Annotated in this window: 18 protein-coding genes; 3 read left to right on the forward strand and 15 right to left on the reverse strand. The window is 32.7% G+C overall.

All coding sequences use genetic code 11. The features are described 5' to 3' along the window. Positions 1-316 precede the first annotated feature (316 nt). Positions 317-856 carry a hypothetical protein gene (locus IV513_RS12240; protein ID WP_209390852.1) on the reverse strand — a complete coding sequence of 180 codons (540 nt, stop codon included), beginning with the start codon at positions 854-856 and terminating at the stop codon, positions 317-319. 581 nt (positions 857-1,437) lie between these two features. Between IV513_RS12240 and IV513_RS12245 the strand changes: the two genes are divergently transcribed. Beyond that, positions 1,438-3,150, forward strand: a complete 1,713-nt coding sequence (locus IV513_RS12245) for an N-6 DNA methylase (protein ID WP_209390853.1) — start codon at positions 1,438-1,440, stop codon at positions 3,148-3,150. Here IV513_RS12245 and IV513_RS12250 read toward each other — a convergent pair. From IV513_RS12250 to IV513_RS12260, 3 genes are all read right to left on the reverse strand, one after another. Continuing rightward, positions 3,137-4,255 (reverse strand): hypothetical protein, encoded by a 1,119-nt coding sequence (locus IV513_RS12250; RefSeq protein WP_209390854.1) that lies wholly within the window; start codon positions 4,253-4,255, stop codon positions 3,137-3,139. The genes IV513_RS12245 and IV513_RS12250 overlap by 14 nt on opposite strands. Beyond that, positions 4,252-4,491, reverse strand: a complete 240-nt coding sequence (locus tag IV513_RS12255) for a helix-turn-helix domain-containing protein (RefSeq protein WP_209390855.1) — start codon at positions 4,489-4,491, stop codon at positions 4,252-4,254. The genes IV513_RS12250 and IV513_RS12255 overlap by 4 nt, the downstream gene beginning before the upstream one ends. A gap of 382 nt (positions 4,492-4,873) precedes the next feature. Beyond that, positions 4,874-5,776, reverse strand: coding sequence for a YitT family protein (locus IV513_RS12260; protein WP_245168936.1), 903 nt, complete (start codon positions 5,774-5,776; stop codon positions 4,874-4,876). A gap of 802 nt (positions 5,777-6,578) precedes the next feature. On the opposite strand from IV513_RS12260, the gene IV513_RS12265 reads away from it, so the two are divergent. Continuing rightward, a complete protein-coding gene (locus IV513_RS12265; protein ID WP_209390856.1) occupies positions 6,579-6,851 on the forward strand; it encodes a hypothetical protein in 273 nt (90 codons plus the stop codon). 207 nt (positions 6,852-7,058) lie between these two features. On the opposite strand, the gene IV513_RS12270 is transcribed toward IV513_RS12265, so the two are convergent. From IV513_RS12270 to IV513_RS12300, 7 genes are all read right to left on the reverse strand, one after another. Further along, positions 7,059-7,781, reverse strand: coding sequence for a hypothetical protein (locus IV513_RS12270; RefSeq protein WP_209390857.1), 723 nt, complete (start codon positions 7,779-7,781; stop codon positions 7,059-7,061). A gap of 36 nt (positions 7,782-7,817) precedes the next feature. Next, positions 7,818-8,141, reverse strand: coding sequence for a helix-turn-helix domain-containing protein (locus tag IV513_RS12275; protein ID WP_209390858.1), 324 nt, complete (start codon positions 8,139-8,141; stop codon positions 7,818-7,820). Positions 8,142-8,313: 172 nt separating this feature from the next. Beyond that, positions 8,314-8,556 carry a hypothetical protein gene (locus tag IV513_RS12280; RefSeq protein ID WP_209390859.1) on the reverse strand — a complete coding sequence of 81 codons (243 nt, stop codon included), beginning with the start codon at positions 8,554-8,556 and terminating at the stop codon, positions 8,314-8,316. Further along, positions 8,553-8,849: a hypothetical protein gene (locus IV513_RS12285; RefSeq protein ID WP_209390860.1), complete on the reverse strand. Its 297-nt coding sequence runs from the start codon at positions 8,847-8,849 to the stop codon at positions 8,553-8,555. The genes IV513_RS12280 and IV513_RS12285 overlap by 4 nt, the downstream gene beginning before the upstream one ends. Beyond that, positions 8,813-9,247 carry a transposase gene (locus IV513_RS12290; protein ID WP_209390861.1) on the reverse strand — a complete coding sequence of 145 codons (435 nt, stop codon included), beginning with the start codon at positions 9,245-9,247 and terminating at the stop codon, positions 8,813-8,815. Before IV513_RS12290 ends, IV513_RS12285 begins: the two co-directional genes overlap by 37 nt. A gap of 2 nt (positions 9,248-9,249) precedes the next feature. Further along, positions 9,250-9,978 carry a hypothetical protein gene (locus IV513_RS12295; RefSeq protein ID WP_209390862.1) on the reverse strand — a complete coding sequence of 243 codons (729 nt, stop codon included), beginning with the start codon at positions 9,976-9,978 and terminating at the stop codon, positions 9,250-9,252. Positions 9,979-10,580: 602 nt separating this feature from the next. Next, positions 10,581-10,889 (reverse strand): hypothetical protein, encoded by a 309-nt coding sequence (locus IV513_RS12300; RefSeq protein WP_209390863.1) that lies wholly within the window; start codon positions 10,887-10,889, stop codon positions 10,581-10,583. A 283-nt stretch (positions 10,890-11,172) separates the two neighbouring features. On the opposite strand from IV513_RS12300, the gene IV513_RS12305 reads away from it, so the two are divergent. Further along, a complete protein-coding gene (locus IV513_RS12305) occupies positions 11,173-12,411 on the forward strand; it encodes a phage integrase SAM-like domain-containing protein (RefSeq protein ID WP_209390864.1) in 1,239 nt (412 codons plus the stop codon). A gap of 387 nt (positions 12,412-12,798) precedes the next feature. Here the strand turns inward: IV513_RS12305 and blaOXA are convergent, their stop codons facing one another. The 4 genes from blaOXA to IV513_RS12325 all read right to left on the reverse strand — a co-directional run bounded on the left by blaOXA (position 12,799) and on the right by IV513_RS12325 (position 16,920). Continuing rightward, entirely contained in the window at positions 12,799-13,620 is an 822-nt protein-coding gene (gene blaOXA / locus IV513_RS12310) for a class D beta-lactamase (protein WP_209390865.1), read from the reverse strand. Positions 13,621-13,798: 178 nt separating this feature from the next. Further along, positions 13,799-14,638, reverse strand: a complete 840-nt coding sequence (locus IV513_RS12315) for a hypothetical protein (RefSeq protein ID WP_209390866.1) — start codon at positions 14,636-14,638, stop codon at positions 13,799-13,801. 244 nt (positions 14,639-14,882) lie between these two features. Continuing rightward, complete coding sequence (locus IV513_RS12320; protein WP_209390867.1) at positions 14,883-15,578, reverse strand: hypothetical protein; 696 nt, start codon at positions 15,576-15,578, stop codon at positions 14,883-14,885. Between the two features lie 211 nt (positions 15,579-15,789). Next, positions 15,790-16,920, reverse strand: a complete 1,131-nt coding sequence (locus tag IV513_RS12325) for a DUF4932 domain-containing protein (RefSeq protein WP_188321510.1) — start codon at positions 16,918-16,920, stop codon at positions 15,790-15,792. Between the last annotated feature and the right edge of the window lie 162 nt (positions 16,921-17,082).

Consider the following 17,082-nt stretch of genomic DNA (forward strand, 5'->3'; position numbering starts at 1 on the left):
TTTTGATAGGTATATTTTGGACACCTATTGAATTTTTCTTGTTCCATAGTTTGACAATATTTAATGAATTTTTTGTCAACCTATTTCAGGAATATGCATGGCAAGGCATAGCATATAACGGAAAAAGTATTGGCGAAGTGCGGGAAGAAGTGAACTAAAAGTTCAATTCAGACCAAACGGAGCCGATATTTTTTCCATGAAGTGAAATTACACAAAACAAACGAAATGGAAAAATAGCGGCGGCGAAAATAGTACAAAATTTTATATGAAAACTTCTCCCCGCATTTTGCCAATACTATGTTACCTGCAGTTTCTTTTAGAATGCGTATCCAAAAGCTAAACCTAAAGCAGGATAAAATTTACTGTTTTTATAGTCAAAGTCATAACCATTTCCAATTCCGGCATAATACCTAAAAATAAAATGATTTCCTAATGGTAATTGTTGTCCAAATTGAACTTCATTCAGCCAACTTTTTCCAACTTGGGGACTGTAATAGTCTGTTCCGCTAAAATAAAATTTAGTTTGATAGGCGATAAATGTTCCGGCGTTATTTTTTAAAGAATGTCCTTTTTCTTCACGTCTTTCTCTGTTCAAATAGTATCTTATTTGTCCTCTGGCAAAAATACTGTTACTGTTTTTACTCCATTCATAAGAAATTCCATTATGCCACAAGTCTGTAATTCCACCCCAACCCAAATTAATGTCTGCCAAAAATTTGTCACTTAAAGGAATTTCGGTTCCAACAGATATTCCTTGTAGTCCAAGTTCAATTTTGTAATTGTTTTCTAAATTAGTTTGTGCATTTGTGATTTGTGAAAACAAAATCACACTTAAAGTTAAAATGATTCTCTTCATTAAGTTATATTTAGTTAATTTTCAATTTTATACGGTATTTGTTTTGAAATTCTGACTAACGTTAAATTAATTCAGTGATAATCAAATAGTTATAGATTTTAATTTTTGACCATTTGATTATACAAAATAGTGAAAATTTCTTCGTTAGCGGCTAAAAACAACTCCGTTTTCGAGTAGGGGAATTGCAGGTAACGGTTAGGGGCTTTGCGAAGGAGCGGATTAGAAAGTATAAAAGCTCAATTTAGCCATACAGTTAGCAAAACCATTTTTTGTTTGCTAATTTACATTTTTTAAGCAAATAAAAAATGGTTTTTGCGGATAAAAAGCACAGATGTTGAATTTTGCACTTAACCCGCTCTTTTGCAAAACCCATGTTATCGGTAGTGGCTCTTGTTGGTCGATTTATTGAGCGTTGGATTGGTAGCTTTTTTGCATTTTTGTTTGGATTTTGTGTGGTTGGAAAAATGCAAATGTGCTACCAAATGTGCGATTTGTTAAAATAATTATTCTACAAGTCCTAATGATAATTTTTATAGATTTATATCTTGTAATATTGATGATTTTAAGTATCTTTGTCAAAGATGAAAACCAAAGAGCAAATAAAGAATACAGGGGCAACCTTTACACCAAAAGAACTTGCAGTTTTTTTGGCTGAAAGAATTGCGTTGTATGCTCAACCAAAAAATAACCGTGTTCTTGACCCTGCTTGTGGGGAGGGGGAATTATTGGTTGCAATGGGCGAAGTTATGAATGAAAAAATCATTGATTTTTCGCTAACTGGCTATGATGCTGATAAACAATATTTGAGTTTTGCCAAAGACCGTTTGTTGCGTTTTGGAAATGAGAAATTCGATTTAGCTCACGAAGATTTTTTATTGTCTGTTGATGTGTCGAGTGTAGGAAATACTCCGTCATTGTTTGATGAATGTACATCTTCTGTCAATAATTCATTTGATATTGTTATTGCCAATCCGCCTTATGTTCGCACTCAAATTTTAGGGACGGAACAAGCTCAAAATCTTGCTCGAAAATTTAATTTGAAAGGCAGAGTTGATTTATATTATCCGTTTCTAATGGCGATGACTGAGAGTTTAAAAGAAAACGGAATACTTGGTGTAATTACTTCCAATCGTTACCTATCAACTAAAAGTGGAGAAAGCGTAAGAAAGTACTTGTCTGAAAATTACGAGATTTTGGAATTGATAGATTTAGGCGATACAAAACTGTTTGATGCGGCTGTTTTGCCCGCAATCTTTATCGGAAAAAAGAAAAAACAAAAATCAGCTTCATCTGCCAATTTTATTAAGATTTACGAAGAACTTAATGGTTATAAAGGGAAGTTGATTTCTGTGGAATTCGTTTATGATATTTTGAAAAATAATCAGTCGGGTTATTTTGTAACTACAAATGGCAAACGCTACAAAAAATCATCAGGAACATTAAAATATAAAGTTGGCTCAACCACTTGTTGGGAAATGTTATCAAAAAATGAATCAGAGTGGATTGCAAAAATTGATAAGGCTACAAAAAATAGGGTAGAAGATTTTTTTAAGGTAAAAGTTGGGATAAAATCAACTGCGGATAAAGTATTCATCAGCGATAAATGGGAAGAATTAAACGGAACAAAACCCGAAGATGAACTTTTGAAAGAGTTGATTTCGCAAGAAAACATTGAACCTTGGAATGCAACGGATAATTTTCAGTTGAAAGTCCTTTATCCTCACATTTCCGTAAATGGCGAAAAACAAACGGTTGATATTGAAAAATATCCCAAGGCTAAAAGATATTTCACACAACACGAAGAAAAATTAAAAGGAAGAAAATATCTGATTGATGCAGGGCGACAATGGTTTGAATTGTGGGTTCCCCATCGTCCCGACCAATGGAAATATCCTAAACTTGTTTTTCCTGACATTAGTTTAAAGCCTCGTTTTTATTTTGATAATGGAGGGAAAATCGTAAATGGAAATTGCTATTGGATTGTAGCAACTAAAGATGAAGATGTTGAAAAACTAATGTTGATTCAAGGAATTGCCAATTCAAAGCTAATGACCAAATATCACGATTTAGTGTTTAATAATAAATTGTATTCGGGTAGAAGAAGGTATTTCACGCAATATGTAGAAAAATATCCTTTACCCGATTTCAAATCGGAAAAATCAAAGGAAATAATTGCAATTGTCAAAAAACTTAATCAAATTAAAGATGAAACTAAAATTTCAAAATTGGAAAACCAATTAGAAATTTTAGTCGCTGAATCTTTTGGAGTTGAACCTGTTTTTAGCTTGGATTAAAAATGGATTTTCCGTAATATTTTTCAAAAAATGACATTGGTATTGTTCGTTGGCATTTGTAACTTTCTGCACTAACATAAGAAAACAATTCGCCCAATTTCTCGCCTGGAGAAAGTATGATTCCCTCGATTATTTCTGTTTTGGGATTAGTCAATGCAATCAAATAACGAACATCAAAAGTTGTCAAATTAGAATCCTCAATAACAATTTCCTCTTTTTCTGGCGAAAATTTACCCAAATCAACTGTTGGGCTATCTTGAACTTTTACTTCTAACAATTGGTTTCTAATGTCAGGGAAAGCTCCATATAAAAGGTCATTTTCATTCACTTCGTAACCTAACAATTCAAGTACTTTCTTTTCTAATGCTTGTCCTCTGTTTTTAGTAGCGGCAGCATCTAATTTAAATCCGATTAGCTTTTCAGCAACCATTTTTTTCAATAAACCAATAGAGAATAAATGTTTAATATCTGGTTCTTCTACCATTCCCGACTTTGGTGGTTCGTAATCGTGGCGAATTTGATAAGAAAGTTTTTTAGAATCGGGGAAGGAAAGGATTTTGTCTACGCTTTCGTAAATATCTTTTCTTACTTTTCCAGAAATTAGTAATTGATGTTTAATAGTTGGTTTGCCAAACTTTCCAAATTTTTGTTCAATGTATTCGGGTGTAAGAATAATAACCGAAGCGATAAGGTTCTTTTCGGTATCAATTCTCACAAAAACAAAACGTACATCATTACATTTTAAACTTTCACCTGATTCGTATTTTATTAATAGGGTTTCTGTTGCAGGTATCCTATTCCAAACTTGTAAGTTGTAAGATGTTCCACTTGTAACAATATAAGTGTCAATAAATTCTCTTACAATTTTTGGAACCCCTTTTGCTTTGGGCGGGACTATTTCAAATTCTCCTTGTCTTGCTAATTCAGGCAATGAATGTTTTTCTAAAATAGAAGCAATTAATTTACGAATGTTAGAACCATCTGTTCTTGTTTTTCCTGTTAGTGTAAATGGTTGTCCTACTAATTCTGAAAAATATTGTGCTAATGTTTCGGGTTGAGTTAGTATTTTGACTGACTTTGGAGGAGTTTTAAAATCTTTATTCATTCTTCAATGTTTAATAAAATAGGAACTTTTGTTTTTAATGCTTTTGCAATTTTTCGTAGGTTGATGACAGAGATATTTCTTTCGCCTCTTTCAACAGAACCAATGTAAGTTCTGTCAAGGTCGCAAGCAAAAGCTAATTTTTCTTGAGATAAGTTTGCTTCAATACGAAGTTCTCGTATTTGATTTCCTATTTGTTCTAAATAATTTTTTTCACTTTCAGAATATGTCGCTCCCATATCGGTAATTTGAAATACAAAGTTCCGAAATAGATGTAAATAAGTCCACGGACTATAAGTATCAAATTTGTAGAAAAAAAGGTGTGGGTGGGCTTGGTTGCGGTTGGGTAAAATTAAATGTGGTGCAAAAGCGTTGGAATTTTGGGTGGGTTGCAACTCTTTTAATTTTGCGAAGCGTTGGCAAAATTTCGGTTTTGTCGGTAGGTTGATTTTGTGTCGTAGCGTTCAAATGCCATTACCGATAACGTTTTGCGGCTTGGCGAAGGTGGCGATTTTTACCACAAATGTTGATGCGGAGAACCAAACTTTGATTAAACCACAAATGTGTCTGCGGAGTACTGTACCGCCACTTTTGCCAAACCGCTGTTAGTGGCTGCCCGATTTAGTGTAGTGGTCTCTTTTTTATCATTCCTCCTTTCGTGTCTTTTATTGCGTGTTGAACTACAAATGCCGTTGCGTCAATTTTCTCAATTTCAAGAAGTAATTTTGATACTTCTAACCTTGTAACAACACAAAATAAAACTTTTCCTTCTTCTCCAAATTCACCACGAGAGCCAAATCCTTTATCGGATTTAAATGCTGTTACACCACGACCCAAATTCCTTGATATATGATATTTAATTTCTTCCGCTTTTTCCGAAACAATAATAACTCCTAAGTATTCTTCAATACCATTTATTATAAAGTCCACAGTCTTAGATGCAGATAAATAAGTAAGCATTGAATACATTGCGGTTTCAATTCCGACTAAAAATATGGCTGAACAAAATAATAGAATATTGAAAACTGCAATGAAATCCCCAACTGTCAAGCTACTTTTTCTACTAACTGTAATAGCCAATACTTCTGTTCCGTCAATTACTGCACCTCCACGAATTGTCAGCCCTATACCTGCACCCAAGAAAAAACCACCAAATATAGATATCAGTAATTTGTCGTGTGTTATGTCAGGCAAGGTAACATAGTGAACTAAAATTGCTAAGGCTAAAATTGCACAAATACTTTTAATAGCAAATTCAATTGAAATTTGTTTTGCACCAATAATTATAAATGGAAGGTTTACTAAAATGATAAGGTAAGAAAGTTCAATTTTAGTTAGCATTTCTAGTAAAAGCGAAACACCCATTGCTCCTCCATCCAAAAAATTATTAGGTAGAATGTAGCCTTTAAGTCCTATGGAAGCCATAGAGACACCTAGAAGGATAAAGATTGCATCTTTTATGTGTCGTCTAATTATAATGCTGTTTAAATTTTTTTTAAGTTTATTCATATCTCTTTTCTTCAAGTTCTTTTAATCGTTTGTTCAAATGTCGGACTTTTACCCTAAGAATAGCACATATCATTGTCAAAGCAATGACAACAATATGATGAATAAAAATTAGTCGGTTAATTTGTTCTGGAATTAAAATGCTCCAATCCATAATGTCTGTTTTTTTTAATTTGAATGTTCGTCACGGGTTGCCACTAACGGGAAAGGGCTTCGCGAGGTGCGGGAAAACTAACGATGAACTTCGGGCGTGGAAAAAATCTTCAACCTGCGAAAATCTTCCGGGCGCGGCTTTCAACCCCGCATCTTGCGAAACCCATGTTGTGCGACGTGCTTTCTTTTCCTATAATTTTTCGTTTTTTTGTTTCGATAAAGTTAATAATTTTTTCCTTTCGCATGGAAAATCTCCGACTAAATCCTAAAAAATTTTCCGAAAATGTTTTGCGCAATTTTTTTGCAAACTTCATGCACACTTTTGAAATATTCACGCACTTTAACGTGATTTTGTCGAGATGTGGATTTTACGGCGTTTTTCCAAAGACGGTTTTTCGGCTCAATTTTTAACACAACGTTTTTCACGCAGTTTTTCCAAAGATTTTCCCCCAATTTTTAGGAACGTTGAAGTTTGGCTTGTTCAAAAATTTCAGATAAATTTTTCGATTTTCACACACTTTATGCGCAATTTTGGCAGCATGTCGTACAACGGAAAAAGTATTGCTGAAGTGCGGGAGAAAGAAGAACTGAAAGTTCAATTATCACTACACTGAACAAAAACTTTTTTCTTTTGCTAATTTACTAAAAAGAGTGAAAAAAAAAGTTTTTGTGGGTAAATATAACCGAGTTTTCTATCTTGACTTTAACCCCGCATTTTAGCAATACCATGTTATATGCAGTGCTTTTTGTTCAGTGTGTTTGGAAATATGTAGGAGTAGTTGAGGGAAATTTATTCTTTTTTGGCGGTGGGGAAAAGAGGGAAGGGAAAAGCTCTTTTGCAGTCTTTGGTTTTGGTGCTGGTGGAGCGGACTGCAAATGTGCTTTTTCCTTTGCGGTGGACTTTGCAATTTGTTTTGTTGTCAACATCGGAAGAATGTAAAATCACATCGTTAAAATAGAAGTCCGCAACGCTCCAATATTAAATCACATCGAAAGAATAATATTCCACATTACGAGAATATAAAATTACAAGGCAAGAATATAACTCTACATCGTGCCAATATAAAACTACATCACAAAAATATAAAGTTACATCGCAAGAATGTAACTTTACATCGAGAGAATATTAAGACTTCTCTGTCTAATATTATTTTCGGTTGGTAAACTCTATATTTGAAACGTTTGCATATTCGGGAGAGGTGGCTCCGTAAATGCTTTTTACGTATTTTTTGACGTTTTGGGCAATGGAGTAGAGTCCCGTTCCATCTGCATACAGAATGTTGTCTCTTTCTATGAGTTTTAGGTTGAGTTCTGCTTCGGTTTGGTCAACGGCTTGGGTGGAACTTACTAAGGTATCTTTGTAGATGTTAAGATTTACCAACTTCAAATCGTCTTCGTTAGGTACGTAGGTTGAAATGGTTGCTAATAATTGCAATAAAATCCCGAAATTTTCGGCTTGTTGGGTGTATGATTGTCGGGAAGTAGAGACTGTTTTGGGGATTTCTTTTCCTTCTTCAGGAGGTGTTGTGGTTTTCTTTTGTCCGCCTTGAATTAAGCGGTTTAAAGATTTCGCTTGGTCGATTGTCCCTTGTTGAAGTCCCAATATTTCTAAATGATTGATGATTTTTGTGCAGGTTGATTTTAGATTTTCGAAAGCGGATTGGCGTATTGTGATGGCGTTTTTGTTTGCGTTTCTTTTCTCTTCGACTTCCGAAATTTTTGCAGATGCCGTGGAATATAGTGCAGTAAGATTTGTAACCTTAAGATTATCTACAGGCGGATTGTAAAGGCTGTAAACGGCAACTTGTTCTGTAAGTTTTTGTAGGTTGGCTACATTTTTAGCGTGTCCTACTTCTGATGTTGATGGCATAATATTTAGTTTTTGATGTTAGTATTTATTTGTTTTTTACAGCAGAAACATTTTTTTCCATTTTGCCACTGAGTTACGGCTCAGTTTGAAATGGAGTGCCAATTGGCTATTGTTGAATTTGTGTTTCTTTTGATAATCTAATATTTTTAAAATATCAGATTTGCTGTATGAACGATGTTTTTGATTTAAGATTTCGTTTTCGTTATTTTGGCCAAATATTTTTTTGTTAATTGTAATAATATCTATTGCTGATAGTTTTTCTTTATTTAATAGATGAAGACAATCATCTTTCTTATATGGGAATTTTGTATCTAGAATATCATTAAAAATTTGTTTATAATTGATAGAAACTTTTTGCATTAGTTTTTTTATGAATTTTCGTAATTCGCAACAATCTTTTTAAAAAGTTTTTTTTATTATACAGGAACCGCAACTGTTTTATTTTCGGTATGTTGAAATTCTTGTGGAAAAACGAGGTGATTGCTGATTTTAACGTTATGATTAAAACGGGCTTTCGTTATTTTTTTGATACTTAATAAATGTATTCTTTAATCTTATTTCCAAGAAAATAATCTGTAATAACAATATCAAGTACTCTGTTATTAATAAAAAACAATATCATTTCTCGTTTAAAAAATATATTTTGGATGAGATTATAAGACCAAATATCAAACTCCGAATGGTAATTACTGTGCCCAATAAGTTGCAAAACCTGCTGTTTTGATTTTTCTTTTAATACTTCTCCAAATTTTGAAGGGTTTTCTGAATATTTCATAATACATATTTTACAGGAGAGATAATATATTCAGGCACTTGCCCTTTGTTATAGAAAATATTATGCAGTGGAATGCCGAAAACATATTCAGTAACTGTAATGTCTGCAACTTTATCATCTGTGAAAAAGAAACAAATTTCATCTTTAAAAAAAAAGATTTTTTTTCGGTCGTAAAACCATATGTTGTTATCTGAAATAGTTTCAGGTTTACCATATTCTGAATAAATCTGTGCCTTAGTTTTACCCAGATATCTTTCTAAATATTGTTTAAGTTTTTGTATTTGCTTATCCATTTGTATAGGGTAGTTTTAGGGATTCCGTAGCGTTCCATTACTTCTGTTTTAGTCATTTCTTTGGTATTAATTTGTTCCAAAACGAAATTGATAATTTCTTTGGTGTAGATGTTTTTACGGAAACGAGGGAGAACGGGCTTTTGTTTTTTTGTATTTTCTGCTTTGGCAGAAGGAGGTGCATATAAAATGAGATGCTGGGTATAAATTCTAAAGAAATCATAATCCAATAATTTGCTCCATTTTAGAAGTAATTCTGTATCTAAACTCCTTTGGGAATAGGCCGCTTTTAATTCTTCTTCTGAGAATTTAAAAAAATTACAGATGCGGGACATTTCTATCCCACTTTCTGTAACTCTCTTTTCAATCATTTGTCCTATGTGAATGTTTTTGAAATTCATATTTAATCGAAAATTGGAACAGCATAGATTAAGTTTTCTCCCCAATCTCCTCCTATTCCTCTTAGATATACACCATGACCTGATGTAGTACTTCCATTCCAAAATATATTAGGCGCACCATCGGTACTGCTAACACTTGGTTGGATATCACCAACAACCTGATAATATCGTTGCGTTCCGCTTGTTGTATTGTTGATGTATACCGTTCCTTGTACTAATTGATAACTAGAATTTCCCGCATAGAGCCCGCTGATTCTTGATGGGTATATTGGACTGCTAGGAATATTTCCTGCAGAAGTCATAGGTTGTGTGGGTATGGTACCAGTAGCAGGAACTTGGCTTCCTGATGGTGTGGTAGTTGTAAATGTACTTCTTATCCATAACCATTGGTCTTTAGACATTAGAGGATTAACTATAGCATCACCATTAGTATTTGTTCCACCACTATTACCTATTTGTATCAGAATATAAGCAGTAACTAACCATTTCCCGGCTGGCAAATCTAGATAAGCCCCCGTTGCATACCAGACCCCGCCTCCTGTTTTCATATAAGGAATATATGCGCCTTGACCTCCTTTCTCTCCTGTTATTACTTTAAGTATTGGTCCTTTTTGCCATCTTGCAACTCCATTAGCATCTGACGTTAATATATAATCGGCATTTTGTGTTCCATCCACTAATTTAAATCCAGGAATTACGCTTGAAGAAGTACCTCCAGTTTGAATTTCCAATTTTACTGAAGGGTTTTTAGTCCCTAATCCTACATTACCCTCTTTTCCAGAAGTATTCGAAACTACTACATCATCTGCAACGGTTGTAGATGTTGAGGCAATATTGTTATTATTCTTTTTAGAATCAATATGAAAAACGCCTTCCGGTGTGGATGTATTAATACCGACCTGTGAGAATGCTGCTGTTGAAATAAATAATGCAGCGAAAAGAATTATATTTTTTTTCATTTTTATAAAATTTAATTGGTAAAAAGGTAAAAGGGGTTATAAAATCCCTTTTACCTAGAGATTGATATATTGAAATTGTGTTATCCTACTGTGGTGGGGGACGAATGCTGTTTGCCGTTATAAAAACAGAGGGCGTAAAGTGGTTGTATTTCTCAAAAATTTGTTTTTGGGAGGATAATGTAGTCGTAATAATAGTTCTGTCTTTTTTCGGGAAAAGAGCAAGCACTTTTATATTTTGTGTAGTAGTGGGAGCAACAGCTGTAGTGCAATTAGTTGAAAAAAGAAATATATTTTGATCATTACTTTCTTTAATAATTTCTTTCGGAACTGCCGTTTCTTTGTTTGGTGCCTGTTGTACTGTTTTTCTTTCAGCTTTAGAACGGTTTTTTGGCTAAATTCTGTTTTATTTTTTCAGATTTTTCTAAGTAAATAAGGGTAATATTTTGGATGGGTTGTAAACCTGTTACCGTAGTTCCTTCTGCAATATAAATACGGGCTTGCTTTTGAGAGAAGTCTTGGGTAATTACAGTTCCTTTACTGATGACTATTTGTGTGTCATTGCTTTGAAAAATCTGGGCAGAGAGAAAAGATGAAAAAACAAAGAGACACAAAATCACGGGCAACTTTGGGATGCCTGACAGGTAAAGTGTTTTTTCTACTTTTATGATCTTATTTTTCATCATTAGCTTCAAGAATAGTCCTGCTTAGACTACTTTCTCCTATGCAAATATAGACATATTTTTTAGATGCAAATTTATAATCACCTGTAAGATAATTCTCTATTAAGAATGAATACCATTTTTGATGTTTTTTTACATCAAAAAGTGATGCTTCAAAAATACATTAGCTCTACAAAATTGGCAATGAAGAATATTGAACTGTAAGTCAACAAGTTAGAAAGTAGTCTAAGCAGGACTATTTTTTATGTTAAATTCGTTGAATATTAACCATATAAAACTCAACGAAATGACATTTGAATTCTTTCTGTCAGCAAGTGGCAAACAAAAAAACATTTATCTAAGCCTTACCGATAATCAACAAAATAAAACCTACACTTTCCGTACGCATCTAAGGATCTCAGACGATGATTGGGATAAAGAGAAGCAGCGTCCCGTAAATATCTACCAAAAAAAGCATAAACAGTTGAATGCAAAATTGGATCGGCTCAAAAAAGAACTTGCGGAATATATTCGGGAAAAACGTGAAGAGAAAAAACGGGTGGGACAAAGAGAATTGTCAAGAAAAATAACATCCGTTTGTACAGAAAAGGTAAAGAAATTTCCGGAAAACACCTTGTTGTATTATGCAAAATGTTATATCGATGCCAAGAAAGAGTTTATCTGTCCTTCTACCTACAAAAGATACAAGGTTTTCTTTCACTTATTGGCGCGTTTTGAAGGCTTTTCGTGTCAACGTTTGTGCATAGAGCAGGTAAACAGTGACTTTGTACGGGATTTTATGGCTTTTGGAAAAGAAGAGGAATACAGCGAAAATACGATTTACAGAACCATACATTTTGTAAAAACGATACTGAACTATGCCGAACGCAAAGGCATAAGAACGTGTGTCCGGGAATTGGAAATACGCCGCGAAAAACAAAAAAAGCACGTTGTAACGCTAACCGAACAAGAAATTGCTCAAATACAATCCACAAAAGTTCCGAAACATCTGGAAGCTGCCAAAGACTGGCTGCTGATCAGCTGTTATACCGGGCAACGCTTCTCGGATTTTATACACTTTGATACAAAAAAGCTAAAAGAGGTTAACGGGAAAATGTGTCTGGCGTTTGTTCAGCAAAAGACAAAAAAAGATATTTTGTTGCCGCTTCATCCTACGGTTTTGAATGCTATTGAAAGAAACGGAAACAGTTTTCCTGCATTGATGGATATTCAGCATTATAACAGCGAAATAAAAGAAATAGCCAAACTTGCGAACTTAAACGAATCGGTAAAAGCAAGGAAACGTTTGGGATTTCGCAGTAAAATTGTTCAGGCAAAAAAGTGGGAATTAATGACCAGCCACATTGGAAGACGAAGTTTTGCCACGAATTTCTATGGGAAAATCCCAACTCCTCTTTTAATGGAAGCGACCGGGCATAGTACGGAACAGATGTTTCTGAGATATATCAATCCTGTGGATAAGGATAGGATATTGTCTTTGAGCAATTATTTTGACAGGATGTATGAGGAGAGGGTGGCGGTGTGAGTTTTTCTTTAATCACAAAATATTCTAACGAAAACCAAAAGCGGTGGGGAAATCAGCTCTTTTGCAAAATAAGCGATGGGAAAAGCTTTGGCTTTTTGCAAATGTGCTGATGTGTGTTGGCAAAAAGCGGCTGTAAAAAAGAATAAATTTTGGGTGGGAAATGTTTAAGTTTTATGAAGTTTGTTTTTTCGTTAAATTCAATTTAAGAGAGATTTTAATTTATGTAACCTCGCTGATAGCATTGCATATAACGGTTCTCATATTTGCGAAGGCGGGGATTTTCAGCACTAAACTTCATTAGAAGCACAAAGCTTGAATTTAGCACGTCACTGTCATAGAAGCACCAAACCCCCGCTTTTGCAAATATGATGTTGTGCGTTCGTCTTTTTATTGAATTATTTTTAGTTTTCTGAATGCTTCTTTTGTTGAATTCAATCGAATAATTGGAAATTCGTCCATATTTGTTTCTTGCTTTTCAACGTTTGTAGCAAAAAAGTACACTGAGTTATTCGTTTCTAAATATCCAACTAACCAACCATTATTCATTTCATTCCTCATTCCCCAACCTGTTTTTCCACTTATAACATAATTTTCAGTTTTTTCAATTTGCATTATGTCTTTCATTATATTTTCTGTTTTTTTTGAAATCGGTAATTTTGAGAAATATAATCTTTCTAAAAAGTCGATTTGTTGCATTTGAGAAAATTTGGATTTTCCTTCAAGCCAAAAATTATCAATGGTTAAAGTGTCGAAAACCATTCCTTTGTAATCTAATTTTCTCAAATATTTTTTCATTCTTTTTACACCAACTTTTCTAGCAATTTCTTGATAACAAGGAACACAAGAAACTTGAAACGCTTTTTTAAAAGTCAAATCTTCTTCCCAACTTTTAAATCTCCGTTTTTCACCATTCCATTTGAAAATTGCAGAATCATTTTTAATTATTCCAGTTTCTAAAGCAATTATTGAGTTCGGAATTTTGAAAGTTGATGCTGGAATTACTCCAGTTTTTGCCCAAGAAAAATCGTTAGAATAATATATTTTGTTTTTTACGTCATAAATTAAAATTGATCCGTTTACTTCTAAACTATCCAAAATATTTCCAAATTCTGTTTTTACAACTTCTTTTGTATTTAGTTTTTTAGTTTGGCAATTTGCGGTAAAGTTTACTAATATAATTATATTTAAAAGTATTATTATTTTTCTCATTTTAATTTTTGTTTCATTAAGGTTTATGTCGCTTCAAGATGACGCACAACGTTCCGCAGCTACACGAGGTGCAAGGCTTCGTGACTGCATATTATCTATTTAAGTAAAAAGTTCAATGCGAAACGGCAATTCCACTAAATCCTTGCATCTTGTGTAACTGCTGTTAGCTGTAGTCTTTTTATTCCACATTTTCTAATTCAAGAACTGTTTTTGTGCCGTCAATATTTTTGTATTCCAGCTTTACAAAACCAAATTTAGGATTAAAATAAGAAATTAGTTCAGTCTCGCCAATTCTACTTTTTGCTGTTGCTTGGACAATATAACATTCCAAATTGCCCAATTTTGTTGAAATAGTTTTATTTTCCTTGATTTCATAATTATAAATATTTTCAATTCTACCTTTCCATTCTAACCATCTTTTGTCCGACCAATGGTCTCCGATGCTTAATTTCCAATCCCATTTAGTTCCAGTTTTATAGGGTGCTTTTATATATGGAAATGGATTTAACTCTAAAATTTTAAAAAAGTTACTTCTTGGAGGATGCATCCATAAATTCATTTCATTCTCAATTGCACCAGTAACTTCACTTGCAAGTTTTTCTCCATTTTCCATTAAATATTCATATCCAATTGCAGTTTGATTATAGTCGTGATCATCTTCACCAAACGGATTTCCCAAATTAGGTTTTAAAATTAAATGCTTAACAGTTTCGCTATCTATTTTTTCGAGATTAATAAATTCCCAATCATAAGTTCTATAGCCTTCTGGTTGCAAAATTGGTTTACCTCTTTTTATTAAAAATTTTTCTCCTTTTGTATTTTGATAAAAATAGGAGTAAATGAATTTTTTACCAACATTGTAAATTTCATTATTAGCATTATAAACTTCATCGTATTGTTTTGTACTGTCTTTTTTTTCAACAGTAACTCCGTCTTCAATAGTGAATTTATCTAAATTCTTTTGAGTAGAGCATGAAATAATTAACATTAAAAATGTTAAAAGTTTAATTATCTTCATAATACGTTTCGGTTTTTTTAAGATTACAGCTAACGGAAAAAGTATTTGCGAAGGGCGGGCTAAATTGAACGAAAAGTTCAATTTCGACCGAGCGAAGCAAATTGCTTTTTCAGATTACCAAATTACAAAAAAAAGTAATATGAAAAGCAATTTGCGGCTAAATGCATAGGGTCTTTCTATTATGTATTCAACCCCGCCTTTTGCAAATACAATGTTAGGCGATCGCCCGTTTTTTGGTAAGGATTTATAAATTTTCACCATTTGCTCGATTATATTCATTATCATAGTAGATAGAAATATAATATTGATCATCACCAAGTTGGTAGATTCTAAACCAAACAGCTTTTTTAGTTATTTTGTCAATTAGAACTGAGAAAACTTTTTGTTCAATCTCTTTATTTATTTCTTCAGTCGGGTTTTCGATTTGTTCATTCGTATATTTAGACAGAAGTGAAGTTTTTACTTGTTTTGCTATCTCGCTTTTATCAATTTCTGTTTTTTGATAATAAAGAGCATCAAAAAATTTATTCTTTACTGTCATTTCATAAGAAATGTCCTCTTGTTCCGAAATTTCATAGTTATCATCTGTCAATTTTAAATATTTGTCATTATTTTGAAATTGTTGACATAATTTATTGAATCTTATTTTAATACTTGCTTCATCAACTGTATTTGCATCAGAAACCATTACTCTACTTACTCTATTATTCGTGGTTGCTATATTAATGTTTACAAGGGTTTCATTAAATTCACCTACTAGTATTTGTTTATCAGTTAAGCTATTTGAAAATCCTTTTAATTTTAGATTTTTAATAAATTCAACTTTACTTCCGTCAATAGGTATCCCTAGAAATTTTGTAACATCATTTTGGGCATTTAGTGGTTTGAAAAAAATAAATATGAGCAAAACCAAGATAAACTTTGAATAATTTTTTTTCATAAATAATTTAGTTTAATTTGAGTTTTTATTAAAGTGTTCTATTGAATCTTAACGTGTTTAATTCGGGTGTCGCCTAACGGTTGGGTATTTCTGTTGGCGGGGATTATTATAATTAGTTTTTGTAAATATAACAAAAAGAACAACTCGCGAAAATCTTTATGATGTAAACTTCAACCCCGCTAACAGAAATACCGTGTTGTAGGCAGTGCCTTTATTGTTTAGCACACCATTTAACTAGTTGCGGGTAAAGTTTGTCAATTTTTTTATTCTTGTTTTTTGCACGAAGTTTTTTAAGTTCATTAGTAAATTCGTTCATTTTTATAAATCCACGATTTACCATTGTATAATTTACTTCCTTTTCAATTTCGTTAAGCAATTTTGTATCGCCTTTCCAATTGTCAAGTGCATAAAGAATAAAAACTCCATAAGTCATGTACTCATTGAAAACATGTTCTCCTGTTGGATAATATTCTGTTCCATAAACTTTTGCATTTACCCATTTATCACGATTTTTTAATGCTTCGTCAATTTGTTTTTCATATTTGTTGCTCGGTTTGTTTACATAATTGTGGTCAATTTCTGTAAACATAACTCTTGTGTTAAACGCTTCCGCATTTTTTTCTGTTCTTCCTTCAATTTTGGAAAGTGCAGGTAAAACCATTTCAATTAATTTGAAATCTTTTTCGTCATAACGATTTGTATAATTCAAACCATTTATTAATTGAGAAGTATAAATTACATAACTGTCATTTTTTGCTTCAAAGTTTTTTTCAAGCCATTTCCATTGCTTTACCAAGTTTACATTCTTTTCATAATTTTCATAAATCTTATTATAAAAGTCTTTGTGGTTACTATAGAATTTTCTAAAGTCTGATTTTTTTGCAAAATCTTCTATTTCCTTTTTGTAGGTTGTAATTGGATTTTTGTCAATTTTAACTTTTGCAACTTCGTCCGCTGTGAAAAAATAAACATCATCAGGTTTCAAAACATCTCCGTCAAAATTATAAGTTTGAGAATTTCCTGTAAAGAAAAGATAATTTAAAGGACTTTCTTTCATAAGACTGTCCATTTTTAATATTATCGGTTCATTTTTGTATGGTTTGAATTGCTTTAAAACATCTTGATAATAATCGCCTTCTTGAAAAAACATATCGTCGTTTCCTAAACCATAATCAGTTATCGCAAGCATAATAATTAGAAGTTCCTTTAATTCATTTACTTCAATATTATATTTCCCACGATTTTCTTTCTTAAATTGTTCTGTAAATACTGCTTTTTTTTGTTGTCCGAATGATTTGAATGTGAACGCAATTAAGAATAATGCGATAAAGGTTTTTTTCATAAATTTTAAATTGATTTTTATTTTTTATTTGTTTTTAGCGGTATTTTTGGTGGCATTGCCTACAACGGAAAAAGTATTGGCGAAGTGCAGGATTTCGAAGAACTAAAAGTTCAAGAAACACCAAACGTAGCGAATGCTTTTTCAATACTGCTAACTTACAAA

This window comes from Chryseobacterium sp. RR2-3-20, assembly GCF_017808115.1.
Lineage (GTDB): Bacteria > Bacteroidota > Bacteroidia > Flavobacteriales > Weeksellaceae > Chryseobacterium > Chryseobacterium oryzae.

Bases quoted from the DNA above. Each gene is read 5' to 3' on its own strand.
- IV513_RS12240 (WP_209390852.1), bottom strand. From the start codon at position 856: ATGAAGAGAATCATTTTAACTTTAAGTGTGATTTTGTTTTCACAAATC.
- IV513_RS12300 (WP_209390863.1), bottom strand. From the start codon at position 10,889: ATGATGAAAAATAAGATCATAAAAGTAGAAAAAACACTTTACCTGTCA.
- IV513_RS12325 (WP_188321510.1), bottom strand. From the start codon at position 16,920: ATGAAAAAAACCTTTATCGCATTATTCTTAATTGCGTTCACATTCAAA.
- IV513_RS12270 (WP_209390857.1), bottom strand. From the start codon at position 7,781: ATGCCATCAACATCAGAAGTAGGACACGCTAAAAATGTAGCCAACCTA.
- IV513_RS12250 (WP_209390854.1), bottom strand. From the start codon at position 4,255: ATGAATAAAGATTTTAAAACTCCTCCAAAGTCAGTCAAAATACTAACT.
- IV513_RS12320 (WP_209390867.1), bottom strand. From the start codon at position 15,578: ATGAAAAAAAATTATTCAAAGTTTATCTTGGTTTTGCTCATATTTATT.
- IV513_RS12255 (WP_209390855.1), bottom strand. From the start codon at position 4,491: ATGGGAGCGACATATTCTGAAAGTGAAAAAAATTATTTAGAACAAATA.
- IV513_RS12315 (WP_209390866.1), bottom strand. From the start codon at position 14,638: ATGAAGATAATTAAACTTTTAACATTTTTAATGTTAATTATTTCATGC.
- IV513_RS12275 (WP_209390858.1), bottom strand. From the start codon at position 8,141: ATGCAAAAAGTTTCTATCAATTATAAACAAATTTTTAATGATATTCTA.
- IV513_RS12280 (WP_209390859.1), bottom strand. From the start codon at position 8,556: ATGAAATATTCAGAAAACCCTTCAAAATTTGGAGAAGTATTAAAAGAA.
- IV513_RS12305 (WP_209390864.1), top strand. From the start codon at position 11,173: ATGACATTTGAATTCTTTCTGTCAGCAAGTGGCAAACAAAAAAACATT.
- blaOXA (WP_209390865.1), bottom strand. From the start codon at position 13,620: ATGAGAAAAATAATAATACTTTTAAATATAATTATATTAGTAAACTTT.
- IV513_RS12245 (WP_209390853.1), top strand. From the start codon at position 1,438: ATGAAAACCAAAGAGCAAATAAAGAATACAGGGGCAACCTTTACACCA.
- IV513_RS12290 (WP_209390861.1), bottom strand. From the start codon at position 9,247: ATGAATTTCAAAAACATTCACATAGGACAAATGATTGAAAAGAGAGTT.
- IV513_RS12285 (WP_209390860.1), bottom strand. From the start codon at position 8,849: ATGGATAAGCAAATACAAAAACTTAAACAATATTTAGAAAGATATCTG.